The 16,940-nt window shown below is 40.0% G+C and carries 20 protein-coding genes; 1 reads left to right on the top strand and 19 read right to left on the bottom strand.

Annotated features, from left to right (window positions below):
• Positions 1–48: 48 nt before the first annotated feature.
• The 3 genes from CVT18_RS04215 to CVT18_RS04205 all read right to left on the bottom strand — a co-directional run bounded on the left by CVT18_RS04215 (position 49) and on the right by CVT18_RS04205 (position 1,935).
• A complete protein-coding gene (locus CVT18_RS04215; protein WP_103629017.1) occupies positions 49–489 on the bottom strand; it encodes an isoleucyl-tRNA synthetase in 441 nt (146 codons plus the stop codon).
• Positions 490–773: 284 nt separating this feature from the next.
• Positions 774–1,586: a DNA-methyltransferase gene (locus CVT18_RS04210; RefSeq protein ID WP_103629016.1), complete on the bottom strand. Its 813-nt coding sequence runs from the start codon at positions 1,584–1,586 to the stop codon at positions 774–776.
• Positions 1,579–1,935 (bottom strand): DpnII family type II restriction endonuclease, encoded by a 357-nt coding sequence (locus CVT18_RS04205; protein ID WP_103629015.1) that lies wholly within the window; start codon positions 1,933–1,935, stop codon positions 1,579–1,581. Before CVT18_RS04205 ends, CVT18_RS04210 begins: the two co-directional genes overlap by 8 nt.
• On the opposite strand from CVT18_RS04205, the gene CVT18_RS04200 reads away from it, so the two are divergent.
• On the top strand, positions 1,903–2,250 hold the full coding sequence (locus tag CVT18_RS04200; protein WP_234410271.1) for a type II restriction endonuclease: 348 nt from the start codon (positions 1,903–1,905) through the stop codon (positions 2,248–2,250). The two genes, CVT18_RS04205 and CVT18_RS04200, sit on opposite strands and share 33 nt — an antisense overlap.
• Here CVT18_RS04200 and CVT18_RS04195 read toward each other — a convergent pair.
• From CVT18_RS04195 to CVT18_RS04125, 16 genes are all read right to left on the bottom strand, one after another.
• A complete protein-coding gene (locus CVT18_RS04195; protein WP_234410270.1) occupies positions 2,206–2,400 on the bottom strand; it encodes a DpnII family type II restriction endonuclease in 195 nt (64 codons plus the stop codon). The genes CVT18_RS04200 and CVT18_RS04195 overlap by 45 nt on opposite strands.
• A 7-nt stretch (positions 2,401–2,407) precedes the next feature.
• Positions 2,408–2,599: a DpnD/PcfM family protein gene (locus CVT18_RS04190; protein ID WP_103629014.1), complete on the bottom strand. Its 192-nt coding sequence runs from the start codon at positions 2,597–2,599 to the stop codon at positions 2,408–2,410.
• Positions 2,599–2,937 (bottom strand): hypothetical protein, encoded by a 339-nt coding sequence (locus CVT18_RS10465; protein WP_234410269.1) that lies wholly within the window; start codon positions 2,935–2,937, stop codon positions 2,599–2,601. The genes CVT18_RS04190 and CVT18_RS10465 overlap by 1 nt, the downstream gene beginning before the upstream one ends.
• 31 nt (positions 2,938–2,968) lie before the next feature.
• Positions 2,969–3,313, bottom strand: coding sequence for a hypothetical protein (locus CVT18_RS10460; protein WP_234410268.1), 345 nt, complete (start codon positions 3,311–3,313; stop codon positions 2,969–2,971).
• Positions 3,310–6,570, bottom strand: a complete 3,261-nt coding sequence (gene carB, locus CVT18_RS04180; RefSeq protein ID WP_103629013.1) for a carbamoyl-phosphate synthase large subunit — start codon at positions 6,568–6,570, stop codon at positions 3,310–3,312. Before carB ends, CVT18_RS10460 begins: the two co-directional genes overlap by 4 nt.
• Positions 6,570–7,325, bottom strand: coding sequence for a rod shape-determining protein MreC (gene mreC / locus CVT18_RS04175; protein ID WP_084109149.1), 756 nt, complete (start codon positions 7,323–7,325; stop codon positions 6,570–6,572). The genes carB and mreC overlap by 1 nt, the downstream gene beginning before the upstream one ends.
• Positions 7,315–8,352: a rod shape-determining protein gene (locus CVT18_RS04170; RefSeq protein WP_103629012.1), complete on the bottom strand. Its 1,038-nt coding sequence runs from the start codon at positions 8,350–8,352 to the stop codon at positions 7,315–7,317. The genes mreC and CVT18_RS04170 overlap by 11 nt, the downstream gene beginning before the upstream one ends.
• A 9-nt stretch (positions 8,353–8,361) precedes the next feature.
• Positions 8,362–9,594: an ATP-dependent Clp protease ATP-binding subunit ClpX gene (gene clpX / locus CVT18_RS04165; RefSeq protein WP_054196085.1), complete on the bottom strand. Its 1,233-nt coding sequence runs from the start codon at positions 9,592–9,594 to the stop codon at positions 8,362–8,364.
• Positions 9,594–10,382 carry an acyl-ACP--UDP-N-acetylglucosamine O-acyltransferase gene (gene lpxA, locus CVT18_RS04160; RefSeq protein ID WP_103629011.1) on the bottom strand — a complete coding sequence of 263 codons (789 nt, stop codon included), beginning with the start codon at positions 10,380–10,382 and terminating at the stop codon, positions 9,594–9,596. Before lpxA ends, clpX begins: the two co-directional genes overlap by 1 nt.
• A gap of 26 nt (positions 10,383–10,408) precedes the next feature.
• Entirely contained in the window at positions 10,409–10,855 is a 447-nt protein-coding gene (gene fabZ / locus CVT18_RS04155) for a 3-hydroxyacyl-ACP dehydratase FabZ (RefSeq protein WP_004317884.1), read from the bottom strand.
• 150 nt (positions 10,856–11,005) lie between these two features.
• Entirely contained in the window at positions 11,006–12,079 is a 1,074-nt protein-coding gene (locus CVT18_RS04150; RefSeq protein WP_107824269.1) for an epoxyqueuosine reductase QueH, read from the bottom strand.
• A gap of 26 nt (positions 12,080–12,105) precedes the next feature.
• Positions 12,106–12,855 (bottom strand): ATP-binding cassette domain-containing protein, encoded by a 750-nt coding sequence (locus tag CVT18_RS04145; protein WP_107824268.1) that lies wholly within the window; start codon positions 12,853–12,855, stop codon positions 12,106–12,108.
• Positions 12,852–13,532, bottom strand: a complete 681-nt coding sequence (locus CVT18_RS04140; protein ID WP_107824267.1) for an ATP-binding cassette domain-containing protein — start codon at positions 13,530–13,532, stop codon at positions 12,852–12,854. Before CVT18_RS04140 ends, CVT18_RS04145 begins: the two co-directional genes overlap by 4 nt.
• Positions 13,529–14,329 carry an ABC transporter permease gene (locus tag CVT18_RS04135; RefSeq protein WP_107824266.1) on the bottom strand — a complete coding sequence of 267 codons (801 nt, stop codon included), beginning with the start codon at positions 14,327–14,329 and terminating at the stop codon, positions 13,529–13,531. Before CVT18_RS04135 ends, CVT18_RS04140 begins: the two co-directional genes overlap by 4 nt.
• Positions 14,326–15,276, bottom strand: coding sequence for an ABC transporter permease (locus CVT18_RS04130; RefSeq protein WP_234410267.1), 951 nt, complete (start codon positions 15,274–15,276; stop codon positions 14,326–14,328). Before CVT18_RS04130 ends, CVT18_RS04135 begins: the two co-directional genes overlap by 4 nt.
• A complete protein-coding gene (locus CVT18_RS04125; RefSeq protein WP_107824265.1) occupies positions 15,276–16,808 on the bottom strand; it encodes an ABC transporter substrate-binding protein in 1,533 nt (510 codons plus the stop codon). Before CVT18_RS04125 ends, CVT18_RS04130 begins: the two co-directional genes overlap by 1 nt.
• Positions 16,809–16,940 lie beyond the last annotated feature (132 nt).

The raw sequence follows: 16,940 nt of genomic DNA, 5'->3' as shown, positions 1-16,940 counted from the left end.
TTAAACCTTTAAATTTTTATGCCATTTTAACTAAATAAAGGTAAAACTTTACTTTGAAATTTTAACGACTTTATTATTATCGCTTCTTAAAAAATAAATTTCTCTTCGTCCATCATAAAGTATCTTTCCATCAGTCTTTTGCTCATTTTCTAAATTTGATGAGATATCTAAAGATAGCGATTTGCTCATAAAATAATTCTCTCCTAAAGTGCGTCCAAAGTCAGGATACCAACTAAAAGCACAAACTATCAGCAAAACTAAATAAAAGGCTCTAAAAATTTTTCTAAAAGGCGCGTAAAAAAAGCAATACCCAAATATAAAAAATACTGGCAAAAGCCATAAGAAAGGCACGTTATCAACAAAAATAACATTAAAATACTCGTTTATGCCATAGTAAGAAAAGTAGTTGTTGTAAATTCCAACAAATAGCGTAAAAATAGGAGCAAGGACAAATATAATACCCGTAAAAAAAGCATTTAAAATTTTCATAATCTCTCCTTTGGGTGAGATTATATTAAACATAAGCTTTAATATTACTAGATTGATGAAAGCTAGACTAAAATTCAAAGCAAAATGCCATATATGGACATCTGTTGCTTCTAATAATACTTTAAAACAGTTTAGCTATAAGCTAAACTGTTTTAAATTTATTATTTTTTAGATAAATACTCTTGCAAGCTTTTTACCTCAAGTGCTTTGCCGGTTTGTACCGAGCTTAGCGACTTAGCAGCCGCTAGTGCTGCGCGGGTCGTTGTAAAGTAAGGTATCTAAATCTAGACAAATTTTAAGCTCTCAAGCATTTTTATATCACTAAATTTATCTCTAAAATTTATAAAATTTGCTTCTAGCTCAGCCTTTCGCTTAAGTGCAATATCTATAAATTCTTGCCCTTTTTCAATACCTACAAAATTTCTACCTAGTAAATTTGCAGCTATACCAGTTGTTGCAGAGCCTGCAAATGGATCACAAATGACACTATTTTCATTACTTGCCATCAAAATAAGCCTTATCAAAAGCGAAAGTGGTTTTTGTGTAGGATGCTTACCACATGCTTTCTCCCAAGGAGCAATCGCAGCAAAACTCCACACATCTTTCATCTGCTTATCTCCATTTATCCGCTTCATAAGCTCATAGTTAAAGATGTGTTTATGTCTCTCATCTTTTCTAGCCCAAATGATCTGCTCAGTACTATGCGTTAGATACCTACAGCTAAAATTCGGCGGCGGATTAGTCTTTTGCCAAGTGATGACGTTTAGGATTTTGTAGTCTAGTTTTTGCAGCGCCCGGCCGATCGAAAAAATATTGTGATACGTTCCGCTTATCATTACGCTGCCGTTGTCCGTGAGTGCATCTTTGGCAAGTGCTAGCCACTCGAGGTTAAATTTATCTATTTCGTCAATACCGTAGCTTTTGTCCCAATCACCTTTATTTACACTTACGATTTTTCCGCTTTGAATGCTAAGTCCATCATTTGAGAGAAAATACGGCGGGTCGGCAAAAATAAGGTCAAACTCTCCCTTAAATTTAGGCAAAATCTCAAAACAATCGCCTTTAAAAAGCTTAAAATCATCGGATAGCTTAAACATTTTTAAGCTCTTTTACGAAATAATGAAGCGTAGAAAGATTATAAATTTTAACGCTTTTGTATGCCTCTTCAAGCTTGTTTTTAGCGGCACACCAGCCCTGTCCGTCCGTTATCCAAATAAATTTATATCCGCCGCAAAGCGAGATTTTTTGCGCTATTTCGATGTAAGATCTTGCGACCTCGTTTAGCTTCGAGCCGCCCGTGCTATAAAAATTCGCCTCTATCAGATACGTTATGCCGTCCGCGGTTATAACGAAATCAAAAATCTTTTGATCGCTTCCTAAATTTAGAGCAAATTTTTTACTACTAACTTCGGTTTGAAAGCCGATATTTTCACTCTTTTTAAGCAAAGTAAAGAGTGCTTTGATACGCTAAATTTGCTCATAGCCGTTCGAGATAAAAATACGGATGTGGTCGCGACAAGCGGCGAATTAACAAAGCTGAAAGCGTATTTTGAAAGCCCCGATAAAATTTACGAGTTTTGTAAAGAAACCGGACTGGATAAAATTTTTATGGATGCAAAGATAAAAAATTTACACGATTACGTATTTGGCGTAGAAGTCGGACTCGATACGAACGCGCGAAAAAATCGAGGCGGCGTAAATTTCTCGCGAACGATTTCAGAGTATTTTAAGAGTGAAAATATCGGTTTTCAAATCTTTTGAACCGAGTAAAAAATCAAGCGTATGAAGCTTGATAGAAACGGCTTTTAGATTTTCGCCGCATTTGTTAAAGTCGGTAAAGTAGCCAAGGCTCGCGTTCGTCTTTCTAAGCGAGCGTAAAAAGTCGCTAAAATTCGTTAAATTCGGTTCCATAAAATCCCTATAATTTAGTTTTCGGCTCGTCCGCGATCGTCGTTTTAAAATCCGCACAAACGAAGTCCTCCGCACCTAAAACGATCTCGCTATTTTCGTAAGCCGCCCGGGCGATCTTACACGCTTCTTCTTTATTTTTCGCTTTAATAACGACTCTCTTCGCCGAGGTTTCGACGATCTCTACTTCAAATTCTTTCATTAAATTCCCATTTTAATAAATGCTTGCTCACTCTCTCTTTCAAGCTGCCTTAATATATCTTCATAACTAGCAAATTTTACCTTTTGAGCTATCTGCTCGTAGATGCTAGCCATCAAAACGCTTTCATACTCTCTTTGCCTCTTTTTATCTGCGATTATAAACACCCTAGTATTAAAGTCTTGAAGCTGAAAAAAATTGTTTAGTGAATTTTTAAAGTCTGTACTATGTTCAACTTCGTAAAATGAGTTTGGTAAATTTCTTTCGTTAAACCATATTGCATCTATTGTTTTTGCTCTTTTAACGATATCTTCATAACTAAATTTATATATCTCACTCAAGCTCGCAAGTTCGCAAAGTTTCTTATCTGATTTATAAAATTTTGTTCTTATCTTGAGCTGGGATGAATGTTTGAAAATGTCTTAAATTTCCTATCTCAACGATAACGCCTTGAAAATAAGAATGTGTAAATTTCTCATTTTGCTCACTCTTACTATCACCTGTTTTGGCTAAATTTTTATCTCTAAACTCACAAAGTTCCCAAAGTCCGGCTCTGATCTTATAAAATTCTTTATTAGTCTGCACTATCCGTCTTATACTAGCAAATGGAGTTTTGCTACCCCAAGTGCTAACGTCAGTTTTATGGTAAAGATCAAAAAGCGTTGTCATGCCACCAAGGCTAACTAACACTTCTACTACGCACTCTTTTTGGTTCATTTCTCGCTTAGATACTCTTGCAAGCTTTTTACCTCGAGTGCTTTACCAGTTTGAACCGCACTTAGGGACTTAGCAGCCGCTAGTGCTGCACGGATCGTTGTAAAATATGGAATTTTAAATCTAAGCACATTTTGGCGGATCTTTTTGCCATCATCCACGCTTGATTTTGTATCGCTTGTATTGATGACAAGTGCGATGTCGCCGTTTTTAAGCCTATCTTCGACATTTGGTCTGCCCTCACTTATCTTATAGACAAACTCAGCCTCCACGCCAGCTTCGCTTAAAATTTTATGCGTACCACCAGTTGCGATGACACTAAAACCAAGTGCTATTAGCTCTCTTGCAAGGTCTGGCGCATAAGATTTGTCGCCATCAGCCAGCGTTAAAAAGACCCTGCCCTTGCTTGGCAAAGTGTTGCTCGCAGCGATCTGGCTCTTTGCAAATGAGCTTGCAAAATCGTGGCTTATGCCCATTACCTCACCCGTACTCTTCATCTCAGGGCCAAGGATGAGATCGGCCCCACTTAGCTTGTTAAATGGCAATACACACTCTTTTACACAAATATGCGAACTTACGCGAGGTTTTAGGATGTCACCGTCCTCATAAACAACCCTGTAATCATCATAAAATTTGAGAGCCTCACGTAAATTTCCTTGCCACATGACTCTCGTAGCCACCTTTGCCATAGGCACGCCAGTAGCCTTGCTCACAAACGGCACAGTCCTACTCGCTCGAGGATTTACCTCTATCATATAAAGCTCGTTTTCATAGATGGCAAACTGGATATTCATAAGGCCAATAACGCCTAAATTTAGCGCGATATCTCTGGTTTGCTTCTCCACTTTTTTTATCATTTCATCACTTAAACTCATCGGTGGTAATATGCAAGCTGAGTCGCCAGAGTGAATTCCAGCCTCCTCGATGTGCTCCATTATCGCGCCAATATAGACCTCTTTGCCATCACATATCGCGTCTACGTCGAGCTCTTTTGCATCTTGTAAAAATTTATCAAGTAGTACTGGTGAGTGATTACTAACTTTGACCGCTTCGCTCATATACTCTTTTAGCTCGCTCTCGTTATGCACCCTTCTCATCGCCCTACCGCCTAGAACGTAGCTTGGGCGAACAAGCACTGGATAGCCGATAGTAGTGGCCTTTTGTAAGGCTTCTTCTAGGCTTGTGGCGGTGTCATTTTTAGGCTGAAGAACGCCAATTTTATTTATAAATTCGCTAAATTTCTTTCTATCTTCGGCCACGTCGATCACTCTTGCAGTTGTTCCGATGATCTTTGCGCCGATCACGCTTAGGCGTTTTGCAAATTTAAGCGGGGTTTGACCGCCAAAATGCACGATCACACCGTCTGGCTTTTCACGCTCAATGACTGATCTAACGTGCTCAAAATCAATCGGCTCAAAGTACAAGATATCGCTCGTATCGTAATCGGTTGAGACGGTTTCTGGGTTGCAGTTGTACATTATCGTTTTTACGCCAAGGTCTCTTAGGGCGTAGCTTGCATGCACGCAACAGTAGTCAAACTCTATGCCCTGTCCGATCCTATTTGGGCCGCCGCCTATTATCATCACCTTTTTAGCATCTTTTGCTAGCTCTTTTTTAGGAAATTTAGTGATATTTGTAGATGAATAGAGATACGGCGTTAGCGCCTTAAATTCGCCCGCACAAGTATCAACCTCGTTGTATTCAAGCTCGATGCCAAGCTTTTGCCTAGCAAAATAGATATCATTTTGACTAAGCTCAAGATCATCTTTTTCATTTATAAGCACAGCTATCATCTTGTCTGAAAAGCCCATGCTTTTAGCCTCTCGTAGCAGCTCTTCGTTGTTTAATATATCCATGTCGATCTTATCTTCAAATTTAACTATCTCGTAAATTTGCTCTAAAAACCAAGGATCGATCTTGCTAAACTCATGCACTTCAGCCACACTAAAGCCATCTCTAAAGGCTTGCGCTAGATATAAAATTCTCCTCTCATTTGCATTTCTGATGCCATAAATCAAAGCGTTTTTCTCTAAACTAAGGCTGTTAAATCCGCAAAGATCACGCTCTAAGCTGCAAAGCGCCTTTTGGATACTCTCTTTAAATGTCCTGCCAATGGCCATAACCTCGCCAACTGACTTCATCGCAGTGCCTAGATATGGGTTTGATCCTGGAAATTTCTCAAATGTAAAGCGTGGAATTTTTGTCACGATGTAGTCAATCACCGGCTCAAAGCTAGCAGGCGTGCCTGTGATGTCGTTTTTGATCTCATCTAGACTAAAACCAACTGCAAGCAGCGTCGCGACTTTTGCGATAGGATAGCCAGTAGCTTTACTTGCTAACGCTGAGCTGCGGCTTACGCGCGGGTTCATCTCGATAACGATCATGCGGCCACTTTTTGGGTCTATGGCAAACTGCACGTTGCTGCCACCAGTATCAACACCGATCTCACGAAGTATGGCAAAGCTAGCGTCACGCATAGCCTGATACTCTTTATCTGTGAGTGTGAGTGCTGGTGCGACCGTGATGCTATCACCTGTATGAACGCCCATTGGGTCAAAATTTTCGATCGAGCAGACGATGATGCAGTTATCGTTTCTATCTCTAATGACCTCCATCTCGTACTCTTTCCAGCCAAGCAAGCTCTCTTCTATCAAAATTTCATGTATCGGGCTTGCGTCAAGGCCGGTGTTGGCTAGCTCTTTAAACTCGTCCATATTATAAGCCACGCCACTTCCTGCGCCACCAAGCGTATAGCTAGCTCTTATGATGAGCGGAAAGCCTATCTCATTTGCTGCATTTAGCGCGTCGTCCATGTTATAAGCATATCTACTCTCAGGCAGATCCATACCGATCTTTTGCATGGTTGCTTTAAAAATTTGTCTATCTTCACCCTTTTTTATCGCTTCTGGGTTTGCACCAAGAAATTTCACATCCTTTAAAAGACCGCTCTCAAAGACCTCCATAGCAGCATTTAGTGCTACTTGACCACCCATCGTTGGTAAGATAGCATCTATTTTTTCTTTTTCGATGATCCTTAAAATACTATCTTTTGTGATCGGCTCAATATACGTTGCATCGGCAAAATTTGGGTCAGTCATGATGGTGGCTGGGTTTGAGTTGATAAGCACTACGCGGTATCCAAGCTCCTTTAGCGTCTTGGCTGCTTGCGTGCCTGAGTAGTCAAATTCGCAGGCTTGACCGATGACGATAGGTCCTGAGCCGATTAGCAAAATGGTATTTATATCTGTTCTTTTTGGCATTATTTTTCCTTTGTAACAACGTATAGGTAGTTTGGTATGTTTAGCTTTGCATAGGGCTCAACTATCACACTTTGATAGGAGCTCTCTTTTAAAATTTTACTCACGCGCCCTACTGGCACCCCACTAAAAAATATCCCGTCAAGCCCACTCGTAAAGACCTCGTCGCCCTCTTTTGGGCTGAGCCATTGTGGGATAAATTTCACCATTATTTGGCCTTGATTTCCATGCGCGACGCCTGGAATTTTGTCATTTCCTATATAAACCGCAAATATACTTTTTGGGTCATTTTGCAAGTAAGCTAGCGGCTTGCCATCTTTTGCGATGACGATACCAGCGCTATTTCCTTGATAGATGAGCCCGTAAATTTTATTTGGGTCGTATCCTTCAAACTCACTTATCCAAATTTTATTATAATCCCCGATATGCACGTAGCTAAGCCCTTTTACTAGCTTTACAGCTGGGGCGTAGGCAGTCGAGTTTTTATCTTTTAAAATTTGATTTAGCTCGTTCGCAAAAGTAGAAAGAAGCGTGGCTGAGCGCTCTAGCTCTTCATTTTGCGCTCTTAGTTTTTCTATCTCGCTAGCCTGCCTAAAATATTCGTTTATATAGTCTTTCACACTTTTAGCAAAATTGTCGTATGAATTTGTAGCATAGTTACTAAACCCGATAGAAAGATTACTTAAAATTTCTCCCTTAAAAACTGAGGCCGTAGCAAGCAATGCTATAAAAACAAAAAGAACAATCTTACTCTTCATTTGTCAGCTGTTGTAAAAGCCCAATCTCTTCAAGTGCCTTGCCCGTTCCTCTAGCAACCGCAAGGAGTGGCTCGTCAGCTACAAAAACTGGAAGTTTAACGATATCAGATAAAAATTTATCAAGTCCTCTAATAAGCGCTCCGCCGCCAGTTAGTACGATACCAGTCTCCACGATATCGCCAGCAAGATCAGGCGGCATCATCTCAAGCACGGTTTTAAGCGCATCTGCAATCTCTTTTAGTGGCTCTCTCATCGCCTCTCTCACATCTTCGCTTGTTAGCTCGACTCTACTTAAAAGACCACTTACCTGGTCGCGACCTTTTACCACTACGCTTAGCTCTTTTTCAAGCTGCACGGCAGAACCTACGGTGATCTTTATCTCCTCGCCTGTTCTCTCACCTATTAGTAAGTTATATTTCTCTTTTATATAATTAACAATGCTAATATCAATCTTATCGCCAGCTGTGCGGATTGATTTTGAAATAACTAGACCACCAAGCGAGACAACGCCTATCTCAGTCGTACCGCCACCGATATCAACTACTAGGTTACCTTGTGGCTCACGAACTGGTAAATTTGCGCCAATCGCTGCTGCCATAGGCTCTTCGATCAAAAATACTTCTCTTGCTCCAGCGCTTAAGGCACTTTCTCTAACGGCCTTTCTTTCGACCTGAGTTAGTCCATAAGGAACCGAGATGATGATCCTTGGGCGTAAAAAGCTTTTTCTTTTGTGTGTCTTTTCTATAAAATAGCGTATCATGCGCTCAGTCATATCAAAATCCGCAATAACACCATCTCTCATCGGCCTTATCGCCTCAATATCGCCTGGAGTTTTTCCTACCATCTCTTTTGCAGCATGTCCGACCGCTAAAATTTTTTGTTTGCCATATTTCTCACGCCTTACTGCAACAACAGAAGGTTCATTTATTATTATGCCTTTATCTTTTACCAAAACAAGTGTATTTGCCGTACCGAGATCTATGCCCATATCACTTGAGAAAAAACCTATAACCTGATCTAAAAACATCTATTTCCTTTACGCTATTTTCTTATCGTGCTTTATTAAAATTGGCTTTGCCTTATCTTTTACAGTCTCTTTTGAGATAACAATATCATACTCTTTTAACTCTGGCAGCTCATACATTATGTCCGTCATAAGCTCTTCCATTATACTTCTAAGCCCTCTAGCCCCGGTTTTTCGCTCGATAGCTAAACTTGCTATCTCTTCAAGTGCTTCATCATCAAATTTAAGTGTAGCACCGTCAATCGCACAAAGCTTTTGGTATTGTTTTAATATCGCATTTTTTGGCTCAGTTAAAATTTTTACCATGTCATCTTTTGTTATTTCATTTAAAGTGGCTACTACGTGAAGTCTGCCGATAAGCTCTGGAATGAGGCCATATTTTACAAGATCGTCTGGCTCAAGTAGGCTTAGTAAATTTTCTTTTTCATTTTTACCACGTTTTTCTTGGTTAAATCCAAGTACGTTTTTACCAACCCTTCTCTCGATAATATCAATAAGCCCGTCAAATGCACCGCCACAAACAAATAAAATATTTGTCGTATCTATCTGGATGAAGTCTTGGTTTGGATGTTTTCTGCCACCTTTTGGTGGGATATTTACAACACTTCCTTCAATGATCTTTAAAAGCGCTTGCTGTACACCTTCACCTGAAACATCCCTTGTAATGCTTCTATTTTCACTCATTCTAGCGATCTTATCAATCTCATCTACAAAAACAATGCCCTGCTCCGCCTTTTTCACGTCACCATTTGCAGCTTGTAAGAGCCTTGTTAGGATGTTTTCAACATCCTCACCGACATATCCAGCCTCAGTTAGGCTTGTGGCATCACAAATTGCGATAGGCACATCAAGAAATCTCGCTAAAGTTTGAGCCATCAACGTCTTTCCGCTTCCAGTTGGGCCAACAAGTAAGATGTTTGATTTTGAAATTTCAGTATCGTCTTTGATGTCGCTTTGTTTAAAAATTCTCTTATAGTGGTTATATACGCCGACGCTAAAGACCTTTTTAGCCCTATCTTGACCGATCACATAGTTATCAAGTACAGCTTTTAGCTCCTTTGGAGTGAGCTTTTGATACTCTATCGTTTCGTCGTTTTTACTCTCTTCTACGCTAGTATCTCCATGTATCATATCGTATGCAGCAGCGATACAATATTCGCATATATAGGCATTTCCTTCGATATCAGCGAGTAATCTTCTCTCAGCAGACTCTGCCTCTCCACAAAAATTACACTTTCTAGCCATTAATCTCTTCCTTTTGCAAGCGGAATTCCTCTTGTCGTTTCTAATATAAATTTACACATTTTTTTAACATTTTCATCGCTGGTTTTTGCGACTAGCTCGTTTGCTTGATCTTTTAGGCTAATGCCTTGATTAAACAAAAATTTATAAGCGCGAACTAGCTCCTCAACCTGCTCTTTATCAAATCTGCGTCTAATGCCAACTAAATTTAAACTTCTTATATAAGCTCTGTTGCCCTCAGCTAGGCAAAATGGCACTACGTCTTGGCTGAGCGCGCTTGCACCTGCGACCATGCAACTCTCGCCAACCCTAACAAACTGATGAATGGGCGTAAGACCGCCCACAACTGCGTAGTCGCCAAGCTCAACATGGCCTGCTAGAGTTGCGTTGTTTGCCAAAATGACGTTGTTACCGATGATACAGTCGTGTGCGATGTGAGAATACGCCATAATAAAGGCATTATCACCGATCCTTGTTATACCATCGCCTTTGTGCGTGCCTGAGTTTATCGTGCAAAACTCACGTATAGTTGCGTGCTCACCGATAATGACACCGGTATCGACCTCATCTTTATAACTGATATCTTGTGGTATGTCACCTACGATCGCATAGCTAAATACACGAGAGTTGTCGCCGATCTTAGTCTTGCCAAGCACCCTTGCGCCTTGCTTTATCGTGACGTTATTACCAAGGACTGCATCTTTGCTAACAAATGCGTAAGCCTCGATGTTTGCGTCATCTCCGATTATCGCTCCATCTTCTATTACAGCTGTTTTGTGGATGTTTTTCATTGTTTCTCTTTTTCTTAAGCAAAAGCCTATTTATCGACTATCATCGCTTTTAGTTCAGCCTCGGCGCATAGCACATCATCGACGTATGCTTTGCCCTCGAGCACCCAGATATTTCCTTTGTGTTTTAGCACGTTTAGTCTATACTCTAGCCTATCTCCAGGGCGGACTGGATGGCGAAATTTTGCTCCGTCTATGCTCATAAAATAGACTACTTTATTCTCGATACCAGCTTGATGCTCATCACTCATGCTCTTAAAAGCTAGCACGCCGCCAGCTTGTGCCATGCCTTCTATTATCATTACGCCAGGATATATCGGATGGCCCGGGAAGTGTCCCTGAAATATCGGCTCGCCAATGGTTACATTTTTATAAGCCACGATATTCTTAGCTGGCTCTAGCTCAACAACTCTATCTATAAGTAAAAATGGAAATCTATGTGGGAGAATTTTTTGAATTTCTACGACGTCTATCACGTTTTAGCCTTAGTAATGTAAATTTGTGGCGATTGTAACAAATTTATACTAAGAAAAAAATTATTAGCCTCTTTTAAAAATCTCTAAATTTCGCCTTATGTGGCAAAAATTTAATTCACTGCTTTAAGATAAATTTTATAAACTCGCCTTTTAGTCTAAAACCAAAATTTCTTCGCTATCGTTATAAAAAACAGCCTTTGCGTAAATTTCGTAGCTACCTTTTTTGACCTCGTCTAAGATAATGATAGGATTTTGCGAAAATTCTCCGCTTATCTCACGGCGAAATTTCATCTCAGCGCCAAGCTCAAGCGACCTTTTGCAAAGCTCATCAACGCTTTTAAATTTGCTGTTTGTAAATTTATTAAATCGACTTAAGCTCATAAAAACTACGCCCTCTTTTAGCTCATCGTCCATTTCGCAGGAATTTTCTACATTTAGCTTTAAATTTTCTCTTTTAAAGCCAGAGTAGAGTACAAAGTAGCTTGGTACCACAACTCCGCCAAATTTAACACTAGCGCGTAAAAGCCTGTAGTTTAAAAATCGCCTTCTAAAAAGATGAAATTTCTCACCTCTCGCCTCGCAAAGGCGCACCTTTTTGTAAAGCTCAAGCCTCGCTTCTATGCTGCCATAAAGCGCCCTTGCGTGCAGCTCGCTCATTAGCTCACTTTGGGGCAAATTTTGCGAGTCGCGCTGTTTTTTTAGCGCAAAGACGCAGCCACAGTAGTTTTGGTGATAGAGTTTGTCTTTTTTAGCGAGGATAAACTGCTCGCTTGTGCCGCCATTTTTTCTATAATCAACCGCAACCGCCTCTAAATTTGAGCCAGCCACCGCTTCATCAAGCGCCTTTTTAAGCTGAGAAAAGTCCTTTTTTGGGCTCATCAAAAGTGTCGTTGTGATCTTACTAAGCCCTAGCTCAAGCGCCTTTTTAGCAGAGTCTTTCATACGAAAGTCAAAGCAGTATTCGCACCGTTTGCCCTTTTCTGGCTCATCTTCAAGTCCCCTTGTGCCGCCAAGCCACGCTTCGTAGTCGTATTCGCCGCATATTAGCTTGATGCCTAGCTTCTCGCAGCTTCGCTTCACGTCCTCAAAACGCAGTAAAAACTCGCTATATGGATGTATGTTTGGATCGTAAAAATAGCCTACTATTCGTTCATTTGGATGATCTTTTCGTAGGCGTTTTAAAAAGTAGTGGCTATCGACCGAGCAGCAGATATGAACTAGCAAATTTGACCTTTTTTGCTTGCATTATATCAAAGATTATTTTTATAAATTTTTGCAGCATCGAGGTATTTTTTAAGGACATTTTGGCTTGTGAGATCTTCAAATTTACCCCACGCCACCTGCTTGCCAGCCTCGATTATTAGCACTTTTTGCGCTATCTTCATCGCACTTAAAATATCGTGCGTGATAAAAATAATGCTGATTTTTTCATCTAAGCTTAAAAGCAAATTTATGATCTTTTGCTTTGTTTCATTATCAAGCCCACTTGTTATCTCATCACAGATTAGGACTTTTGGCTTTGAAAGAAGTGCTAGCAGTATCCCGACTCTCGTCGCCTCGCCGCCACTTAGCTGAGATGGGAATTTTTCTAAAATTTCATCTTTTAAATTTAGATTTGCCAGAAGTTCTTTGAGCTCATTCTCACTAAAGCTAAGCTTAAGATATGACCTCACGTGAACGATCGCGGTTTTTACTTTTAGCGCTGGATTTAGGGCTTGCTTTTGATTTTGCAAGATATATCTGATGTCCTTTTTGAGCTCATTTTTATCCGTGATCTCCTCATCGTTTATGTAAATTTTGCCCCCACTTTTTGGCTCACTAAATGATATGAGCTTTGCAAGTGTGCTTTTGCCACTGCCACTTTGCCCCAAAATGGCTAAATTTTCGCCATCATCAAGCTCGCAACTTATCCCCTCCAAAAGATGCAGCACTTCAGCTCTAGCGTTAAAATGCTCCTTAAAGCTTAAACTTTTTGAGACGTTTTCAAGCCTGATTTTCACGCATTTTCCTTTAAATTTAACCGCCCATCTCTCATCTGCCAAATCTCATCACTAAGATAGCTTGTCAGCGCCTCATCGTGCGAGATAAAAATGACGTTCATCTTGCCTTTTAGGCTCTCTAAGATGCCTGCCACGTGGCTACCGCTAATGCTATCAAGTCCGCTTGTTATCTCGTCGCAGATTAAAATTTTTGGCCTCAGGCAAAGTGCAAGAGCTATCTGCACGCGACTCGCCTCACCACCACTTAGCTCGTATGAGTATTTGTGCCAGATGAGATTAGCATTACCCAGCCCAAACTCCCTAAAGTAAGCAAATGCAAGCTCTTTATTTGATTTATTATCGCCGCCAAGATAGGCGTTGAAGTGATCACCCACGTTTAAGAGCGGATGAAGGCTGGCGATAGAGTTTTGAAAAACGAGCGCGGCGACCTTTCTTCGGTGCTCTTTTAGCTCATTTTGACTAAGTTTTAAGATATTTTTTTTGCAAATGCTAAATTTATCCGCCCTCACTCTAAAATCGTCATCAAAAAGCCTTATTAGGCTCTTTGCAAAGAGCGATTTACCACTGCCACTAGCGCCCGTGATACCTATAAATTTACCCTCACTCATGCTAAAATCAAGCTCACGCAAAAGCCTCTTATCCTTATAAAGAACGTTTAAATTTTTAATCTCAATCATATTTTTATATTGCCATTTTTTGAATTTGACGTGATGATCGAGGTTGCAAGGATGAGCAAAAAGAGCGTCACGCCAGGGAAAAGCACCATCCACCAAGAGCCCAGAAAAAGCGCTTCTTTGCTCTCATTTAGCATGATGCCAAGGCTTATTTTATTTGCGTCACTACCCACGCCAAAAAAGCCAAGCGTGGCCTCCATGACGACTGCATTTATCGCGTTTATGCCAAAGATGCTAACTATTAGATGCTTTAAATTTGGCAAAATTTCAAAGCAAATAAGGCTAAATTTACCAGCTCCATTTATCACGGCTTGCTCGGCATAGTCGCACTTTTTATTAAGTCTAAAATTTTGCATAAAGACTTTTGCGCCCTGCATAAACGAGCAAATGGCGATGATAAAAGAGGTGATAAGTAGATCTCCACTACTAAATGAGCTAAAAAGCATGATAAAAACGATGTTTGGTATGCTTAAGAAGGCATCAAGTCCCTTGTCAAAAAGGCTCTCGCAAGCTTTACTATTGCTCGTGCCAAAATATGCGTAGATGAGCGAAAAAAGCGTCGTTAAAAAGCCAGCTAGCAGCAAGATAAGAAGCGAGTTTTTAAGCGCGCAGGCAACTCTTATGAGATTGTCCCTGCCTAGGATGTCAGTGCCAAAGATGTGCTCGCTACTTGGGGCTAAATTTACCGCCATAAAGTCAGTGAAATTTGGCTCGAATTTAGAAAAAAATGGCGTCACAAAGGCAAATGAGACAAGTGCCAAAAATACAAAGCAAGCTAGAAAAAATATGACTTTTCTCATAAATTTCTCTTATCTGCCAAAATAGCGAAAATTTTTGCTAGCAAATTTGCAAAAACGACAAAAACGGACGTTAGCAAAATGGTCGCAAGTGCGACTGGATAGTCTTTGGCGATGACTGCATCAAGGCTAAGCTTGCCTATGCCTGGAAATGAAAAAATGCTCTCAATGACGTATGAGCCAGCAAAAACGCCAGCTACAAGGGTTGCGAAATAATAAACTATATCGGTGCTTGCGTGCTTTATCGCAAAGAGATAAATTTTTCCACTGCCCAAGCCTCTAGCACGTGCCGTCTGGATAAAGTCAGCGTTTAGGCTTTGATTTAGCCTGTATCTTACAAATTTCATGTTTGCGCCAAGGTGTGGCAAGATGATGGCAAGAGTTGGTAAGATGATAAATTTAGCCCCTACTCCGCTAGATCCCAGCTCGTTTGCCCCAGAGCTTGGCAGCAAATTTAGATAGACACTAAAGATCGCTATTAGCACAAGGGCGATGTAAAAATGCGGCAATGAAGCCAGCAAAAACGAGCTAAAATTTATAAAGATGTCGGCAAATTTATTCTTATAAATGGCGCTTAAAAGCCCCAAGAAAAAGGACAGAATGGCTATTAAAACAAATGAGCATACAAATAAAAAAAGCGAGTTTATAAGCCTCTCTTTAATTAGCAGAGAGACGCTTGCTCCGCTTACAAAGCTCGTGCCAAAGTCGCCTGTGACAAAGTGAACCAGCCATCTAAAATACTGCACGAAAAAGTTATCTTTTAGCCCTAAATTTTTTAAAATTTGCTCTTTTATGGCTAAATTTACCGCCTCGCTCCTTGAAAACATCGCGTCAGTGATGTTTCCTGGCAAAAAATATATGAGCAAAAATAGAAAAAACGAGATAAAAAACAGCAATCCAAGACTTGAGATCGCTGTTTTTAAAATGGCTCTAGACAAAGTTTTTTCCACTATTTTACTTGCCACTCTCTTATATTCCATAAAAATCCAGCCCCATGGTGGCCTAAAATTTGCGTCTTTATGCCTGAAATTTTGTTGTTAAAGACGAGCGGATAGTCAAGATAGGCTATGAAAATGTAAGGTGGATTTTCAAAAAGTGCTTTTAGAAATTCTTTGTAGTATTTTTTTCTAAGCTCCACATCCTTTGTATATCTTGCATTTTTTAGGGCAAGATCGACATTTGCGTCTTTGTAGTGGTTAAAATTCCAGCCATTTTCATTTATGCTCACATCGGCAAATCCGCCAAAGATCCTGTATGTGTGAAAATCTGGGTCAAATGGGCTTCCCCAGCCAATAATAAAGCTATCAACCTCGCTTATGCTAAAGGCTGTTCTTGGCTTTGTGTAGGCTTTGGCTCTCACGCCAAATTTATTTAGCTCGCTGCTTAAAATTTTGGCTAGATTGACCCTTAAGATGTCGTTATTAAAGGCGTAGATGTCAAAGCTAAGCTCCTTGCCGTCCTTTTCAAAAAAGCCAGCCTTGTTTTTCTTAAAGCCGCTCTTTTCAAGCAGCTCCCTAGCCTTTTGCGGATTGTAGCTAAATTTAAACTCGCTGTCATTTGCAAAGCTTTTTTCTATCGGATTGTTCGCTACGCTTGCATATCCGTGAAATAAATTTTTAACTATCTCATCTTTATTTACCGCGTAGTTTAGGGCGATTCTTACATTTTTATCTTGAAAAAGAGGATCATTAAAGTTAAACATCAAAGCTCTATAGTCCGCACTTTTAAATTTAAGCAGGCTTAATTTTTTATCATCTTTTATGAAATTTACACCAGTTGGAGAAATGAGCGCAACGTCGATCTCACCGCTTTTAAGCCCAACGAGCCTTAAATTTTCATCAACAACAATTTTAAAAAATACCCTTTTTATCTTTGGCTCGCCCTTGTAAAATTTCTCATTTGCCACAAATTCCAAGCTCTCATCTTTTTTCCATTTTACAAGCTTGTATGCGCCAGTGCCAATGGGAGCGTCGTTAAATTTATCAGTTGCGATATCTTTGCCCTTTAAAATGTGCTCAGGCAAAACGCCAAAACTAAGCGCGTCAAGAAACGGCGGAAAAGGCTCTTTTAGCGTGATCTTTACCTTATAATCACCTAAAATTTCAACGCTTTTTACGACTTCATAGTTTGAGATAGCAGGCGCATTTAGCTTCTTATCTTGAGCCGCTTCAATGGTAAATTTCACATCTTTTGAGCTAAATTTTACCCCGTCATGCCAAAAGGCATCATCTCTTAGCTCAAAAACATACTCCAAGCCATCGTCGCTCACCTGCCAAGACTTCGCAAGCTCTGGCACAACGCGGCTATTTTCATCGTGGTTCGTAAGCCCCGAAAAAACGAGCGAAAGCGTAGGATCGTGATCCTCGTCATAGAGTGGATTTATACGAGGTGTTTGCTCCTCGATAGCGACTACAATGGCATTTTCATTTGCATAAGAAAGAGCACCGAACAACAAAAAAAAGACAAGCAAAATTTTCTTCATCACAATCCCCTTTGTTTAAAAATATTTCTGCATAGTAATACGAATCTTATAAAAGTGTTATTAAGCTAAATGTAAATTTATAGTATAGAAGTTTTAAATTTCTAACTATCTTTTAACCTTTTTTAAAGTAAA

The organism is Campylobacter concisus (assembly GCF_003048405.1).
GTDB classification, from domain to species: Bacteria; Campylobacterota; Campylobacteria; order Campylobacterales; family Campylobacteraceae; genus Campylobacter_A; species Campylobacter_A concisus_Q.
The sequence above is the reverse complement of the archived record's forward strand: the minus strand, read 5'-3'. Positions and strand labels throughout refer to the sequence as shown.

Excerpts from the sequence above, each read along its gene's own strand:
- mreC (WP_084109149.1), bottom strand. The coding sequence starts at position 7,325 with ATGAAGAGTAAGATTGTTCTTTTTGTTTTTATAGCATTGCTTGCTACG.
- CVT18_RS04170 (WP_103629012.1), bottom strand. The coding sequence starts at position 8,352 with ATGTTTTTAGATCAGGTTATAGGTTTTTTCTCAAGTGATATGGGCATA.
- lpxA (WP_103629011.1), bottom strand. The coding sequence starts at position 10,382 with ATGAAAAACATCCACAAAACAGCTGTAATAGAAGATGGAGCGATAATC.
- CVT18_RS04190 (WP_103629014.1), bottom strand. The coding sequence starts at position 2,599 with ATGAAAGAATTTGAAGTAGAGATCGTCGAAACCTCGGCGAAGAGAGTC.
- CVT18_RS04125 (WP_107824265.1), bottom strand. The coding sequence starts at position 16,808 with ATGAAGAAAATTTTGCTTGTCTTTTTTTTGTTGTTCGGTGCTCTTTCT.
- carB (WP_103629013.1), bottom strand. The coding sequence starts at position 6,570 with ATGCCAAAAAGAACAGATATAAATACCATTTTGCTAATCGGCTCAGGA.
- CVT18_RS04195 (WP_234410270.1), bottom strand. The coding sequence starts at position 2,400 with ATGGAACCGAATTTAACGAATTTTAGCGACTTTTTACGCTCGCTTAGA.
- CVT18_RS10460 (WP_234410268.1), bottom strand. The coding sequence starts at position 3,313 with ATGAACCAAAAAGAGTGCGTAGTAGAAGTGTTAGTTAGCCTTGGTGGC.
- CVT18_RS04135 (WP_107824266.1), bottom strand. The coding sequence starts at position 14,329 with ATGAGAAAAGTCATATTTTTTCTAGCTTGCTTTGTATTTTTGGCACTT.
- clpX (WP_054196085.1), bottom strand. The coding sequence starts at position 9,594 with ATGGCTAGAAAGTGTAATTTTTGTGGAGAGGCAGAGTCTGCTGAGAGA.
- CVT18_RS04210 (WP_103629016.1), bottom strand. The coding sequence starts at position 1,586 with ATGTTTAAGCTATCCGATGATTTTAAGCTTTTTAAAGGCGATTGTTTT.
- CVT18_RS04140 (WP_107824267.1), bottom strand. The coding sequence starts at position 13,532 with ATGATTGAGATTAAAAATTTAAACGTTCTTTATAAGGATAAGAGGCTT.
- CVT18_RS04215 (WP_103629017.1), bottom strand. The coding sequence starts at position 489 with ATGAAAATTTTAAATGCTTTTTTTACGGGTATTATATTTGTCCTTGCT.